Genomic DNA, 16,838 nt, shown 5'->3' with positions numbered 1-16,838 from the left:
ATCCACTACATATGTTTTATGAATATTCAACAATGATTCTCACAAAAATTAATAAGCATTACAGTTTACGATGGCTGCATATCTTAAAAAGACATATTATTATGATTCTAATAAGAAAATTACATTATAACCTAACAAAAATTACAGTAAATTTATTCATTGTTCAATAAGCTATTGATATCTATGAAATTAAATATATTTAAGTTTAAAAGAAGTTATTTATGTAATTCAGTCTGTAATTTATTAAATGAGAGGATTGTTCTGTATGCGTTACATGCATCTTAATTATTTACAATTAATCGTCAGTATTCATGCTAAAATAATGATACCAAAATTAATAATAGCATAATATTGGTTGATTAGTGTATTAAATTAATTTACTCAGGTAAGTAAGTCAATTGATTCATTAATAAATTGTCATTCAAGCCTCTAAATGATAGATAGGCGATAATAAAAATTAGAAGAGATGCCGGAGAGGTTAAACGGGACGGTCTCGAAAACCGTTAAGGAACAATCATTCCTTCCAGGGTTCAAATCCCTGTCTCTTCGCTAATTAAGTGAAATTAATTTATATTAAGCACATATTAATAATAATTTTTTAATTTGTTACTAAAAAATAAACAATTACTATAAACTATATCAGTTTTCTTGTATAAAGCAATAATTTATTATGTACATGCTGGCGAAAAAATATATAAACACACAAGAGTACTGTTTAATATTTTTGATATTTTCTCGCATCATAATATATGTATTAATTTAATTTTATTTTTTTAAAAACGAGTTAAAATAAGACATATCAATTTATAAAATATAATTGTATAATTATCAATTTTAATCATCTCTTATAGAGTAATGTTTATTTTCAAAAAAATCATAGCAATATTAATCAAATGATATCTATCATAAACAAACGTTTCATTGAAACTCACAATACAATCAATATTGTATCTAAAAGATATCTTAGACACGATGTTATCATGTTAAATTTATTTGATAAATAATTTATACATATATCCAGATTAAAAAATTTTATTAATATAGAAATACAAATAATGTATCTAACAATTTAGAAAAAAATATATTAGTAATATATACTAAAAAGATAAATACTATTTTAGTTTTAGTAATGGCTAGACGTGCTAGATATTTAAAAAATAATATTTTTGTATAAGTTAATTGCAAATAATATAGAAGAAGATTAAGCAATATTCAACCTTACAAAGATCAATAAGTTATAAATTCTATATGTAATTCACTAATATTATGTTACTTTTAAAAAATAATGTATTTTAGTAAAGCTAAGTAATCATGTTAGATTAACATAATACTTAATAAGTATGCTTAGCATAAAAACCACATACTAATAACTATAATTATTATATAATGATGTTAGAAAATGAATTATAAATTCGGAAAACTTAATCTGTTTACTAATATGCTTTCTAAGAAATCTTATAATCAGTTTTTTCTATAACGCTTCGTATTATTTATATTATCCATTTAATTATTTATTAATATTTAGAATGAGCATGATGCGATCACTTTTATCGTGACTTTTAACTATAATATTATATTGTTAATATTTTTTAAAACAGCACGTATAATCTTATAAATGATCATTGTAAATTTTACAATAAAAGTTTATTAATATATAAGTAACCAATATAGTATATTGTAATTCAATGAAATTGTTAACAAAATTAATATTAATTACAGTGTAATATACTTTACATTCTGAATGTTCAACGATTAACAATCAGCTAAATTCGCTAATTAATGCATTTAAAAGGCATTTTTAAACATTTTAGTATGATATGTAATATTTTAGTCGAATTTAATAAAAAATAATTAATAAAATCTCAATAGCATTGACTACTATATTTATTTGTTCTAAAAATCAAACAAATCGTATATCCAGTATATGTGTGGATAATATAATATTCACTGAATAAAATTAAAATTTTTACAATTCTTAGTTTTTAACTACATAGATTTTAAAAAATTCATATACAATTTATATTAAAATATTAATATTGGTATATGTACCTACATTCTTTTAAAGATTTAATAATGTATATTATTTGTACTAGTTAAAAATAATAATTTTTTCATTTTTAATCTAGCCTATTATGTTAAATTCTTTTAATAACGATATACTTGTTCGTGCGTAAGTCGTTTTGACTCTGAGAATAAAATAATAGAATTATTTTTTAATTTTTTTACTATATGACTCATATTACTTTTAGTGCAAGAAACAACCTTTATGTATAAAGATTTGATCTATAATGAATTTAGTGAATCAGTCAATGTTCTACAAAAATTTATTAGCAGTGCACGTCATCTACAGTCAATTGAAGATGCAGCTCAGTTAATTTCTTATACTTTTAAATCAGGAGGTAAATTATTTTCTTGTGGTAACGGCGGTTCGCACTGTGATGCAATGCATTTGGCTGAAGAACTAACTGGTCTTTATCGAGAGAAGCGTCCAAGTTATCCAGCTATCTCCATTTCTGATCCTAGCCATATTTCTTGTGTCAGCAACGATTTCGGTTATGAAAAAGTATTTTCGCGCTATATCGAAGCAATCGGTCAACAAGGTGATGTTTTAGTGGGTTTATCTACATCTGGTAATTCATTAAATATTATAGAAGCTGTTGATGCTGCACATACCAAAGGTATGAAAACGATTGTGTTAACTGGTCGAGGAGGTGGAAAAGTAGCTGATAGAACAGATATTGAGATCCGAATACCTCATTTTGGTTATGCTGACCGTATTCAAGAAATGCATATAAAGATAATCCACGTTCTGATTTTGATCATTGAAAAAGAAATGTTAAAAACAACAACAGAAATAAAATGAAGTAATAAAATAGGTACATACGATTAGTATGCACAAAATTCAACTAGCATAATTATCAATTGATAAAGAATATAAATTTACTTCAGTGTATCATATTACATATTAGCAGTAATCAACTATGTTGAAATATTGTACAGCAATTAATTAATTAACTACTCAATTCCTATTCATATAAAACAACTATATTGGTTGATGTCAATTAGTTGATTTTTACTACTGACAGTAAATATAGAATTAATTGCATACAGTGGTATCTTATATCAATTAAAAAATAAAGTATAAATACACTGTTGTACATGAATAATTTATTCATTGAATCATATATTTTTAATATGTCTGTAAATATAATACTCATCTGATAATTTATAGAAATTAATTTTAATTTCTTCTTCGCACAACAATTCATTTATTCCATTGAATAAGCATAAGCATATATATTGTGTTATCTATATAATATTTATATGTATTACTAATTGTGTATTAACAGAGCGATTTTAAAGATCATTTAAATTAAAATAAAATATTCTGATTCTTAAATCATCACAATCTTTTCTATATAAATTATAGGATAGTATTAAGTCTAATTTAAATTCATATGATGAACTTTCAATTTTTCTGGAGGCAATCGATGGGTAAACTTACATTATTATTGTTAGCAGTACTTATTTGGTTGCAATATTCACTTTGGTTTGGTAAAAATAATATGCATGATTTAATACGTATTTCAAATGATATCAAAAAGCAAAAAAACAATAACGCAAAACTTAAAATAAGAAACAAGCAGCTATGTTATGAAATAAATGAATTAAAAAATGGAAACGAAGCTATTGAAGAACGCTCACGTCGTGAATTAGGAATGATAAAATCAGGTGAGACATTTTATCGTCTTGTACCACGACAGTCAAAATAATAGCCCACTATGACTTATAATATAACATTATTATTAATATGACCTCATTAGTCAATCAATTTCCCGATGTAATTGCTATTTTACCAGCAGCTGGTATTGGTCGACGTATGCAGACTGCTTTTCCAAAACAGTATCTCACGATAAACGAAAAAACTCTTTTAGAGTATACTATCGACATCCTTTTATATCAACCATGTGTCATTAAAGTAATAGTAGCTATTAACCCTAATGATAAGTGGTTTCATACCTTATCAGTTGCTACTAATCAACGTGTTCAGGTTGTTATTGGTGGGAAGATACGAACTGATTCAGTAATGGCTGCATTGCGCTATGCTCAAGGAGCATCGTGGATACTAATTCACGATGCTGTACGCCCTTGTTTACATAAAGATGATCTTTATCGACTATTAGCAAAAATTACTACATGTTCAGACATTGGAGGAATATTGGCAACTCCTGTTCGTGATACTATGAAACGTTCCAGTATGGGTACACAGATAATTGATCATACTGTAGAGCGTGATAATTTATGGCATGCTTTAACCCCGCAGCTATTTTCTTTTAAACTTTTGATCGCTTGTTTAGAAAAAGTTTTGTCAGAAGGAGCCGTTATTACAGATGAAGCATCTGCATTGGAGTACTGTGGTTATACACCATTGATAGTTCAAGGTCGTTCAGATAATATTAAAGTAACTTATCCAGAAGATCTAGAACTAGCAAAATTCTATCTGTCTCAAATAACTCATAATAGTCATCAAGAGAGAATATAAATGCGTATTGGACATGGTTTTGATGTACATAGATTTAGTGACAAACACCCTCTTATTATAGGGGGTGTCAACATTCCCTATTCGAAGGGATTAGTCTCCTATTCTGATGGAGACGTCGTTCTACATGCAATTATTGATGCTCTTTTAGGAGCCTCAGCTTGTGGCGATATTGGAACAGTATTTCCGGATACTGATCCGACTTATAAAAATGCAAATAGTCGAAAATTGCTATCAAGAACCTGGCAAAAAATAGAAGATCAAGGATATCATATAGGTAATTTAGATGTCACTATTATTGTTCAAGCTCCTAAAATGGCATTATATATTCCTCAGATGCGTATACATATTGCTAATAGTCTTAGCTGTAATATAGATTTAATTAATGTAAAAGCTACCAGTACTGAATACCTAGGTTTTACAGGCCGTGGTGAAGGAATAGCATGTACAGCAATAGTTCTTTTAACTTAAAATTAAGGCCACTAGTAAAGTTAACCTTTACAGAGTCATCATAATTTTAAAATAAAATGTCATTCACTATTACTAATGATTAAATCAAATCCTTTTCCTTGAAAAGGAGAAGAAGGCTCACAATTATAATAAGTAATATACTTATAACATAAGTTATAGATATGTATTGTTTAAATGCAGCGAATAATTTTTATTTAACAATCTGTCTATCTTTTTTTTAAAAAAATATTTATTACAAGAAAATTTGTTAAATTGGCGATATAAAAATTAATTTTTATAATATTAAATTAATTTAATGACGATATTAACATAAATTACATTATAAAATAACTATTTATTTTTAATAAAGAGCAAAGCATAAATGCTATTTTTATGTTCATAAATAAAAGGTGGTGATTGCCTCTTATATTGAACTATTTAATTATTAGATAGTTATGATTATGTTTTACATAATTTAAATAATCTATTAAAATTGTACATTATTATATATTTAGATATGTTCATAATAAATATACTTCACTAATTATATATAGAGTTTTAATGATAATATCGACATTACTTGATTAATTAATTTTTTATCTTAACATGATGATTTCAATGAGTATTTTATATTAAAAGTAATATTATCGGAATGTAAGAAACCCTAATATTTGTAGTCTTGAATATCAAAGGACTTAAATATGAATTTAATTTTTTTAATTATAAGACACATACATATAAACACAGACTCATTATAGTAGCATAATGTATATCTTTATATTTAATAATTATTATTTGCCTCATATAATTTATATGATTATACAGTACTTCACTAAATCACAATCAAATAGGCATGTTTTAAATTTATTAAATTTATATCTTCTAATACATATTGTAGCATATTTTGACGGAAATATAACTACTTTGTCTGATTGTCAGTGTTATCAACTATGTTTATGTTAGGACATAATCCGTTTAAAATATACTGCATTTTTATGTTATTTTTTATACGTATATGTAAAATTCAATTTTTATCGATAAAACGAACGGATTGTTAAGTTTAACCAACCTAAATTCATGATATTAACTAAGCACTCATTCACGTATCTAATGTCCTGCTATTTTAGCAGATTTATCAAAATAGTTAATGCCAGTAAAAATTTAGATAATTATGATAGTAGAAGTTAATTCAATATATGGGAAAAAGATAATGTAAATGAACAAACATTATCGAATGCTATTCGTGTAATATCTTCAATAATCAATGTTAATTCTTTATTAATAAAAACTTGAATTTTATTTAAAAATTGCATCACACAATTAATTAATTTTATAAAAATTAGAAAACTTTTCATGAATTAATCTTTTTGTTAATCTGAGTATTAATTTGAATTCTATTTTATAAAATACGATACATGAAAAAGTATCTAGTATTTTAGATTGATGATTAATTTAGTATTTTTGCCATAAAGGAGCAACGAGCATGGTAGGCCTGAAGTACTTTCGGCATCATGTTACAATAATCTGTGGCATAGCTAGTTTATGTTTAGGATGTATTCATAACACGTCATCCAGCGTGTCAATAAGCAACGTAGATAATTACATACCTAAAACAATTCAGACGCACGATAAGATTAAACTTAAAACTGGAAACATTAAAAATAAAATTATTGTATTGCCAACGAACAATACAATTAATAATAGACATTATGATAAAATTCGTAAAGGTTATTATTCTAGCGCTACTTATCAGGTCAAACCAGGAGATACACTATTTTATATAGCTTGGATTACCGGCAATGATTATAAACATCTAGCCAAAAAAAATCAGATTGTACAGCCTTATCGATTAAATGTAGGTCAAACTTTACAAGTACTAAATAATCCCACATTGATGACCAATAAAGCAATAATGAAACGTTCTAAGCTATCTAATACTAACAAAACTAATTTTGAATCAGCGACCGTCATTGTTTCTTCTATACAAAAAAAATGTAACCAATCAAATATTTCTCTAAATAATAAAAATAATCATTGTCCTAATAGTATCACCAAGCAGTATATCAAAAACACACTTCCTTTGAAGAGAAAAAAAGCAGTAAAGACAGCTCCTATGGTTATATCTAATACAAACATTATCAATTGGAATTGGCCAACAACTGGAAAAATTATTGATCAATTTTCTATGGCAGAAGGCGGAAATAAAGGAATTGATATTTCAGGTTCACGAGGACAACCTATTTTAGCCACCACTCATGGTCGAGTAGTCTATGCTGGTAATGCTTTAAGAGGATATGGCAATTTGATTATCATTAAACACAGTAATGACTACTTAAGTGCATATGCTCATAATCATAAAATATTAGTTCGTGAACAACAAAAAGTAAAATCAGGGCAAAAAATTGCCACTATGGGCAATAGTGGCAGTAATTCAATAAGATTACACTTTGAAATTCGTCATAAGGGACAGTCCGTAAATCCGTTAAGTTATCTTCCACGACAATAAATTAACAATCTCTCCTAGAGACCATTTGATATTTTATAGATTGAGATTGTATTGTGTAGATACTACAAAAATAAAGCCTATATTTGCATGCTATTTGCATCAAAAATATTGTGAATATTTTTGTTAACTACAAAAATTACTACTTATTTCTCAAATTTTTATGACCAAAACACCAGTTTAATGCAATTAAAAAATCGCGATATATTACAGGTATAATTATTAAATTAAAGATAAATCTTATTGGTTAGCTATGGAAGTATTTTAAAATATTTTATACGTCTTAATGCCAACTATTATATGATCATTGTATGTAATCCATATATCATATATAATGAGTAGTAATATATCTATTGTATAATATTGTATATGATACTTCTGAATTATCACTTTTCATATTTTATTTTTTTTGAAAAAATATTTATGATTTTATGAACGTGCTAATTTTATTTTCTATAATAATATATTCAATGTATATTATATTAATAAATATGATAATTATACCATAATTTTTTGTATGTACCTTCACTATTCAAGTTAAACATTTAAATATTCAATAAATTTTAGGACTAACAATATATTAAGAATAATAATTAGGCACACAGTGATTAATATTTGATAGATGAATATATTTTCTGAACAAATCTATAATTATTAATATAACATTATTACATAAATATATTAATTGTTACAGTTTATGTTTCATAACTGAAACATCATGTCATGATTAAAAAAGATATTATATGTCTCCATCCTAAAAATATAATATAATTTCTATTATTGAAAATTATATATAGAAAAGCAAAAAATTATATACTAAATTTAAACATAAAATAACATAAAACAATAATCTAACACTGCCGTAATTTATAATTAGTGATATATTAGATACAATATTGATTGACAATGTTTCTGACGCAATTTATGTGTACACTGATTAAAAATCAAAACACTGATCCAATTTTCTACGAATATCAGATTAATTTTGATAATACCTTTCATTGACATGAATATAATTCATTACATACGTTTTTTATCTGGAATGATTTTCCATGCAATTTTATATATTGTAGCTAATTTTATAGATAATCTCATAAACATAAAAGATATTTTTTTGCTACATAATTAATGATATATTATATACATTGTTACCTATAGTGAATTCTGTATGATTATCAATCATAATTTAGTTTATAAAAATTCACTAAAAATTTACTATATATTATGTTTCATTGTAATCCGCTACTTATCAAATTAAAAAAACAACTGAACGGTAAAAAACTACGTGTCAAAGGTGTCGTAAAATCCACAAAAAAAGGATTTGGATTCTTAGAAGTAAATTCAAATAAAAACTATTTAATCCCACAATGCTTTATGAACAAAGTAATGCATGGTGATAAAATCACTGCTGTAGTGCGAATAGAAAATAGCCGAGAAATTGTAGAACCAGAAACGCTTCTTGAGCCATTTTTAATGCGCTTTGTTGGTCAAGTACAGATAAAAAATGATTTTATTTCATTAATACCAGAGTGTTCATTAATTAACAAAACTATTCCGGCTTATTCACATAACGTCAAAGCATCATTTCATTGTGGCGATTGGGTGGTAGCAGAAATGCGTCATCATCCTTTAAAAGGCGATCAGCAATTTTATGCAGAAATTACTGAATGGATCAGTACTAAAAATGATTGTTTGGCTCCTTGGTGGATCATCCTTGCTCGTCATGGGCTGGAACGCACTGCCCCAGAAATGCCAGAAGAACTTATTCAACCTGACGATTTTCATCGTAAAGATCTTACCGCGCTGGATTTTATTACCATTGATAGTGACAGAACTGAAGATATAGATGATGCTATTTATATATCAGATGCTCCAAATGGAGCATGGACTCTAACTGTAGCAATTGCAGATCCTACAGCTTGGATACCAGAAGCTAGTAAATTAGATCTCATTGCTTGCAAGCGTGCTTTCACCAATTACTTGCCTGGATTCAAAATTTCTATGCTTCCACAGAAGTTATCTGATGATCTATGTTCTTTTCATCCTTATAAACGTCGCTTAGCTTTAGTGTGTCGTATAATAATTCATAAAGATGGTATCCTTTCTGAGGATATACAATTTTTCACCGCTTGGATACAATCCAAAGCTAAATTGGCCTATAATCACGTTTCTGATTGGCTAGAAGACATCGGAGAATGGCAACCAGAAAATGATGTAATTATTAGGCAAATTCGGTTACTACATGCCATTTTCAAGAGTCGTAGTGCTTGGCGTAGTCACAATGCATTGATTTTTAAAGATCAGATAAATTATCGCTTTATTTTTGACGAACCAGGTAAAGTAAGAGATATTGTTATTGAACCTCGCCGTATCGCTAACCGAATGATTGAAGAAGTTATGATCGCTGCTAACATTTGTGCAGCGCGTGTTCTACGTGACAAGTGTGGTTATGGTGTATATAATATTCACAAAGGTTTTGATCCAAAATTAATTGATAAAGCTATTTTGATCTTACGTAACAATAACATTGATGCTAAGGCAGAAGAATTATTAACAATGAATGGATTTTGTGCTTTGCGCCGACAATTGAATACTCTGCCTACAACCTATATAGATAGCCGAATTCGTCGTTTTCAATCGTTTGTCAAGATTAGTACTGAGCCAGGCCCGCATTTTGGACTGGGCGTGGATGTATATATTACTTGGACCTCACCTATAAGAAAATATGGTGATATGCTTAATCATCGCTTTCTTAAGAAATTAATTAAAACTAACGTAACCGAACGCTTGGATGAAAAAATAATATTAATATTAGATGAACGTCGTCGGAAAAATCGAATAGCAGAACGAGATATAAAAAATTGGTTATATGCTACATTTCTTCAACATCAAGCTGGTAATAACAATCTTTTTATATCGAAAATTATTGATGTACGTCGCCGTGGTATGCGAGTACAGTTATTAGATAATGGTGCTATGGCCTTCGTTCCTATTTCATTTATTCATAATATAGAAAACGAGATTATCTGCAATCAAGAGACAGGTATTATATACGTGAAAGGTAAGGAACGTTTTCGTCAAGCAGACACTATCAAAATTACCATTACTGATGTATGTATAAAAACTCATACAATTATTGCTCGTCCAATTTAAAATTTAAATAATACATATGTCTATATTTATTATATATATACATAATATGTGTGTGATGTAAGTTCATTGTAAACATACAGGATTAATATTGAATTAAACAATTTTTAAAAATATCAGAATCCTATAAGCTTTGTTTTATTACTATTATTTTTTGTTAAGATAAATAAGATACTACAATCCATGGCTATTATAAAATAATCTTTATTAATAGACTATATGAAATATTTTTACTTAATTAGTAATTATATGTTTAGCAAAGAAAATAAGATTATTATGTTAATTCTATTGCTCAAATATATATAAATTTTTTATAGAAATTGATTAATAAATATTAAGTATATTTTGTATTTTTTATTGAAATTCATGAATTGAGATGCAAAAAAATTTGCATCTTCATGTAATAAATCGATTGTTACCTATGTAAATCTATATTTAAATTTTTTAAAAAGTTAATTTTGTTTCTTAAAAAATATAAAATATTAAAAAATTATGTACTAAATATTATTTCAAAATTTTTTATACAAACTATGAAAAATTTTTTTAATTCAGGAAGACACAACAATATACATTAATTAATGAAATTTATTTAATTTTACTTTTTAATATATTTATATTTAAACATATAAACTTTTTAATAAAAATTATCTTAAACATCTGTAAAACAGTTTTTTAAACAAAATGATGAATATATGACACAACATAAAATAATTTTCTTAGAAAATAAATATCTAATAAGACTACTATTTACCTTTATAGATTCATATAATGTCATGATACTAAAATGATAAGATACTATGCAGATAGTAGAATCAATAATGATTGATAGCATGTTTTAATACTTTATTAAAATAATTTTTATTAGAATAATTAGATAGTACTAAAATTAATTTGGAAAATTCCACAATAAAATTTATGAATTAATTAAAGTTATTAACATATATAGTATATGTTAATGAGGTCTGATCTAGTATCAGACAGTTTAATTTTTAAAATAAAATATTTCAAATAATTCTATGGAAGATTTTTAATAAAGAATATACGTCATTTAATGAGTTTAATAATATTAATATAAATACAATATTCCGTCCACAATATCAAAGATATTTTGATATATTAAAATATTTAATTGAATCGTATTAAAGTGAACGCTTTATTTAAGTCCACTGTGGCTATATACGAGGATATAGATAGTGTTTTATCTAAAACTATTATAATAGTGATTTAACTTTGTATAAGGATTAGGTATCTTCATCACATTGTACGACATCATTATCTACCGATAATGTTTATTATTACACTTCAAAATATCAAATTGGTATGTGACTTAATTAAGTGTAATACCTTGTTGATTAATTACCTTGAAAACCAAAATAATTGATTTATTCAATAAACATGCATTAACATAAGTTAGTTTTACTATAGAGATTACATAAAAAACTGCCAAAGTTATCTAAATCGTCCTAGGTATAACAATATACAAGGTAAAAAATATATTTAATGATGCTCTTAGCTAAATAATGTACTCCTGAATATATCTAAGATGCTTAGGTCTTATGTTATTAACATAATTTATCTAAAGAATAAGTCAATTTTTTTATTTAAAAAACATTAGATACAGTTTACTGTATATAAAAATATACGTCGTTTACCATTACCGCTAATTTAAACTAACATTTTTTACTGATTAAAATAAGGTACACGATCTACTAATTTTGGTTTTATACTTATTGCAACTCCGAGAACAAGACATATAACACCGCTAAATGTTAAGATCGAAGGCCACATTTCACGTAACAAGAAAGTATAAGCCAAACCAGATAATGTTTCAAATGTAACCAGTGGTCCCACAAGTATTGTAGGCAGTCTTTGACTTGCTTCATTCCAACAAAATGCACCTAGCCATGAGCATAATAGACCAATGGTTATCATTAATAAAATAAAAAAAAGTGGTCGTGGACCAAATGGTACTGAAAATTCCTGTTGAGTTATACTTAATCCTAAACAGATAAGACCATAAGCTATGGTAGCTAATGGTAAAGTAACTAATCCTTGTGCTGTAGCCCAGGTGATAGGTTTGTGGCAATGGCATTGTAGCCACCTTGCATTACGAAGGGGATACCAAGTCCAACATACAACAGCTATCAGTGCTAAAATGATACCACTTAAATAACGCCGAAGATTGAACAATTCTGCACTACTTCTTAATTCAGAAGTATTGATACAAATCAAGCCAATGGCGATAAGAAATAAAGCAGGTACTAAACGTTTCCATGGTAATTTATTTGGGTTATGTTTTCTATCCATAATATTAGCAGTTACAACTAAGATCATTGGTAGTATACCTACAATCATGGTGGAAATAGGTGCTCCTATGCGTTGAATAGCGCTACTTAGACAAGTATAATAAATCAAATTACCAACTAAAGAAAGCTTGAACGCTTCGAACCAATCTTTTCGATGAAGATTCCGCAAACGATGACGTTGACACCACGATAACGGTAAAGTAATTAGACCAAAAGCAGTATAACGTCCTGCTGACTGAATCATACCAGGATAATCTGGAAGTAATAAAGGTCCGATAAAAATTAATCCCCATAATAAACCTGCACAGAGTGCGAAAAATATCCCTTTAGTCATAATGTTCCTGTTTTTTTAAAACCTTTAAAATTTATTAGGCTCTACAAAAAATACTATATGAAATTGAAAATGAATTTATAATTCAACTTATTTTAAGGTAATAAAATTACGACATAATATAATATGAATAAGCAAATGATATATGTTTAATTGAATCTGTTTTATTCTTAGCCATTTTAGTTACCTTTGTTTTTTCAGATTCAATTAAGTGATCATTACTTAATGCACTATCTATAAATATAACAGTATAAACATGCGCGTATAAACATAAAATTCAATATAGTAAATAACACGTTAGCAATGTATCAAAATAATAAGTCTTTCAATATATATTGAAGTCTTATAAGAGCATCTTATTACTTATATTACTACTCAGTAATAAAATAAGAAGACTTTTCGAATATATAACAATAAGGAAAATATAATATTTTAATTTGAATGAGACAAAGATTTTTAATCAAATAGTCAGATGACACCATACATTTTCTTAATTTTTAAGATAATAAAAAGCACCTGATTACATAATCGTTATTTCTCTAAAAAATTCCATTTTTTTGAATATAAATATTGTTATGTTAGTTAGAGTATCTGTAAACATTATTAACCTATCAGAGGTTACATTAAAAAACTTATACATCTAAAAATACTCAGGAATAAAATATTTTGTTAATTCAAATTATTCAAAATTTACTATCTACAAATTGTTAATTCATAAAAAAATAATATTGAATATGTTCAGAATGAATTCTATTCATATAATAGTGTTTGAGAGTTTATTTTAAAAACACTATATATTTCACTTTATCTTTAAAAATTTTCTATAACCTCCATTTTTTTGCAATGCTATTAGAGTTGAACATAGAGGTTTAAAAGATAAGAAGTAATCAAAATAGATTTTTTTTAAAACATTTTATAAATGGAGTATTTTCTTTAGTATTAAATAAGCCTCTCTAAAAGATTGAATATAAAACAACGAAATATCATTCGGATTTTTACATTTTTACATCATGAATGAGCACTATAAAAATTAATTCAATTAAAGAATTATGTATTCTTCATATTAAATCTTTTACTTGATATATCCATATTAATAATGTATTTTTCCTCTTCAATACTAGGTTATAAAAATCGTCAATTAATTAAATTGACCAGACAATTTGGATTTTTACTTTTATTTGAATCGTATATTACATATTTATGACTTTGCCAGTACTCGTTCCACTGTGTGAATTATTGCTTGAATCTGAGAATCAACTTCAATATTCACAAGATCACCGAGGTGTTTTTTTCCGAGTGTAGTACGTTTTAAAGTTACTGGTATTAAATGAACGCAAAATGTATCATCTACAATTGATCCTACTGTCAAGCTAACACCATCTATACCGATATAACCTTTATATATAATATACTTCATTAATTTTTTATCTGATACTTTAAACCAAATTTGCAAATTATTCTCTGAAGCATAAGTTTGCGTTACTTCAGCAGTAAAAATAATATGTCCTGACATAAGATGTCCGCCAATTTCTTTATTAAATTTCACTGCCCGCTCTAGATTTACTTCATCGTTTATCTTAAGCTTACTTAAATTAGTAAGTTTTAGAGTTTCTTGTATTACATCAAAACGAACTACATCATTTATGATCTCATTCACTGTCAGACAACAGCCATTATTCGCTACTGATGCCCCAATAGTTAAATCAAATAAAAGTGAATCTGGAAATTGAACGTAAAGGATACGACAACGAGCTCTTTCTTCAATAGAAAAAATAGACGCAGTACTCTGAATAATCCCAGTAAACATGTATTATCCTCTTCAGTGATTACTTTGATTATATGAAAGCTTAATACTCATCGTAATGTAATAAACATATCCAGTAAGATAGCATAACGTTTTAAATAAGGTTAAAAAATATATTTCGTTATGTATCAATGGATATTAACTAGGAGATATATTCACCGTTAAGTAGTCAATAATTTATTGAGTAATTTTACTTAATTTTAGTTAGTTTACATAACTGCTATAGTGGAAATAAATATTATGATGTAGAAATAAGTCCATGAGGATCTGATAATCTCAGAGAACACATGATATCTATTTGTTGTCAAATATTTTATAGAATTAAAATTCTGTAGAATTGATTATAGTATGCGTGAATTCAAAATGATACAATCATTAAATTGATATGTTTGGACTTTTAATTGGTATGTACGATATGCATATTCTATGCGAATAGAGATAGATGATAGTATCATAATCATACATTATGTCACTCAATATTGCATATATAATATTCTTGATATTCTTGACATATTGTTATGTAATAATATTGAATACATATAGTTAGTATGCTGGTACGCATACTTTGAATGATGTAAAACATACTTATCAAAATCTTTATTAAAGTAGATTGATTATATATGATATTTCTTAATATAATATGCATATATTAATTTTTAAATTTATTTAAAATCTCTTCTATTAAAAAATCTTTAACAGTACTCATAATATGAGTATATTAGATCATTTTATTATTATTCGTGTATTATTAGTATAGTATTAATAATACAAATGGTTTAAACTATAGAAAATTAGTGGAATATGAATATATTTCATGATTATAACTTTTTAAAATATGAATTAACATTCATAAAATATTTTTATATTTGCAAAAAAGAAGACATACGAACATATAAAAATCTATTAATTAATTAGAGTGATATTTATTTCAAATAATACTGTTAACATAACCGTGTATATGAACATCTTATTACTACTAAATGAAATCAAAATACGATTCTTATTCTATTACTATTATATTATTAGTAATAATTTATTAATTATAGACTTTCATTTACTTTTCTATCAAATTTAAATTGTATAATTATATACAAGATATATATTTATTATGTACATAATTTATTATATGCATATGTACATTTACTATTTTAGTATCTGTTAATCTTGAACTATATTGCCTTATAACTACATTATTGATATTGATTGTTATCAATTGATAATTTTCTATAAAATATTATATTATGAGTAGATATTAATCTTGACTTTTAATACTTTGATTAAGTAAATAGTATAATATACTTAATAATATTATAGCTAAAAATAAATCTTAATATAATTTTTTTTATGTATCAAATAACATTTCGTTTTAGGTGTTTAATATAAATCTAATAAAAAATGTACTGAGTTTACAATTTATCAACTTTTATCTTTTGTTATGTTATATGAGCATTTTGAAAATGAAGCTATTCTATACAAATCATACAATTCTATTAGAAATTCTTTTAACTAAACTTTTAAAATAAACTTCACTATGTATTTTTATGCATTAAATAGATAATGTAGCCATAATGTCATATTTTATTATTTTTAATTTTACTTTTTATCTGCTACACTGCACTTATATCCCTGTTTACATCCGTAGCTCAGTGGTTAGAGCACCACCTTGACATGGTGGTGGCCAGTGGTTCGAGTCCACTCGGATGTACTAAACAAAATTGATTTTCTGTAAGAATTTAAAAAATTTTTACTATGTT

The 16,838-nt window shown here is 26.1% G+C and carries 8 protein-coding genes and 2 tRNA genes; 8 read left to right on the top strand and 2 right to left on the bottom strand.

Going from position 1 to position 16,838, the window contains the following annotated elements; all coding sequences use genetic code 11:
* Window positions 1-460 precede the first annotated feature (460 nt).
* The 7 genes from ACICP0_RS00880 to ACICP0_RS00850 all read left to right on the top strand — a co-directional run bounded on the left by ACICP0_RS00880 (window position 461) and on the right by ACICP0_RS00850 (window position 10,646).
* Window positions 461-549, top strand: a tRNA-Ser gene (locus ACICP0_RS00880).
* Window positions 550-2,266: 1,717 nt separating this feature from the next.
* On the top strand, window positions 2,267-2,863 hold the full coding sequence (lpcA, locus tag ACICP0_RS00875; protein WP_395480074.1) for a D-sedoheptulose 7-phosphate isomerase: 597 nt from the start codon (window positions 2,267-2,269) through the stop codon (window positions 2,861-2,863).
* A 628-nt stretch (window positions 2,864-3,491) separates the two neighbouring features.
* The gene (gene ftsB, locus ACICP0_RS00870) at window positions 3,492-3,773 is read left to right on the top strand and encodes a cell division protein FtsB (RefSeq protein ID WP_395480073.1); all 282 of its coding nucleotides are present in this window, start codon (window positions 3,492-3,494) and stop codon (window positions 3,771-3,773) included.
* Between the two features lie 38 nt (window positions 3,774-3,811).
* Complete coding sequence (gene ispD / locus ACICP0_RS00865; protein WP_395480072.1) at window positions 3,812-4,543, top strand: 2-C-methyl-D-erythritol 4-phosphate cytidylyltransferase; 732 nt, start codon at window positions 3,812-3,814, stop codon at window positions 4,541-4,543.
* Window positions 4,544-5,011 carry a 2-C-methyl-D-erythritol 2,4-cyclodiphosphate synthase gene (ispF, locus tag ACICP0_RS00860; protein WP_395480071.1) on the top strand — a complete coding sequence of 156 codons (468 nt, stop codon included), beginning with the start codon at window positions 4,544-4,546 and terminating at the stop codon, window positions 5,009-5,011.
* 1,462 nt (window positions 5,012-6,473) lie between these two features.
* The gene (gene nlpD / locus ACICP0_RS00855; protein ID WP_395480070.1) at window positions 6,474-7,496 is read left to right on the top strand and encodes a murein hydrolase activator NlpD; all 1,023 of its coding nucleotides are present in this window, start codon (window positions 6,474-6,476) and stop codon (window positions 7,494-7,496) included.
* Window positions 7,497-8,717: 1,221 nt separating this feature from the next.
* Window positions 8,718-10,646 (top strand): exoribonuclease II, encoded by a 1,929-nt coding sequence (locus ACICP0_RS00850; RefSeq protein WP_395480069.1) that lies wholly within the window; start codon window positions 8,718-8,720, stop codon window positions 10,644-10,646.
* 1,677 nt (window positions 10,647-12,323) lie between these two features.
* On the opposite strand, the gene ACICP0_RS00845 is transcribed toward ACICP0_RS00850, so the two are convergent.
* Window positions 12,324-13,283: a DMT family transporter gene (locus tag ACICP0_RS00845; protein WP_395480068.1), complete on the bottom strand. Its 960-nt coding sequence runs from the start codon at window positions 13,281-13,283 to the stop codon at window positions 12,324-12,326.
* A 1,195-nt stretch (window positions 13,284-14,478) separates the two neighbouring features.
* A complete protein-coding gene (locus tag ACICP0_RS00840; RefSeq protein WP_395480067.1) occupies window positions 14,479-15,087 on the bottom strand; it encodes a riboflavin synthase subunit alpha in 609 nt (202 codons plus the stop codon).
* Window positions 15,088-16,716: 1,629 nt separating this feature from the next.
* Between ACICP0_RS00840 and ACICP0_RS00835 the strand changes: the two genes are divergently transcribed.
* Window positions 16,717-16,789, top strand: a tRNA-Val gene (locus ACICP0_RS00835).
* Window positions 16,790-16,838: the final 49 nt, after the last annotated feature.

Source organism: Candidatus Curculioniphilus buchneri endosymbiont of Curculio glandium, from assembly GCF_964275155.1.
Lineage (GTDB): Bacteria > Pseudomonadota > Gammaproteobacteria > Enterobacterales > Enterobacteriaceae > Curculioniphilus > Curculioniphilus buchneri.
Note: the sequence above shows the minus strand (reverse complement) of the source record. Positions and strands in the feature narration are given on the sequence as shown.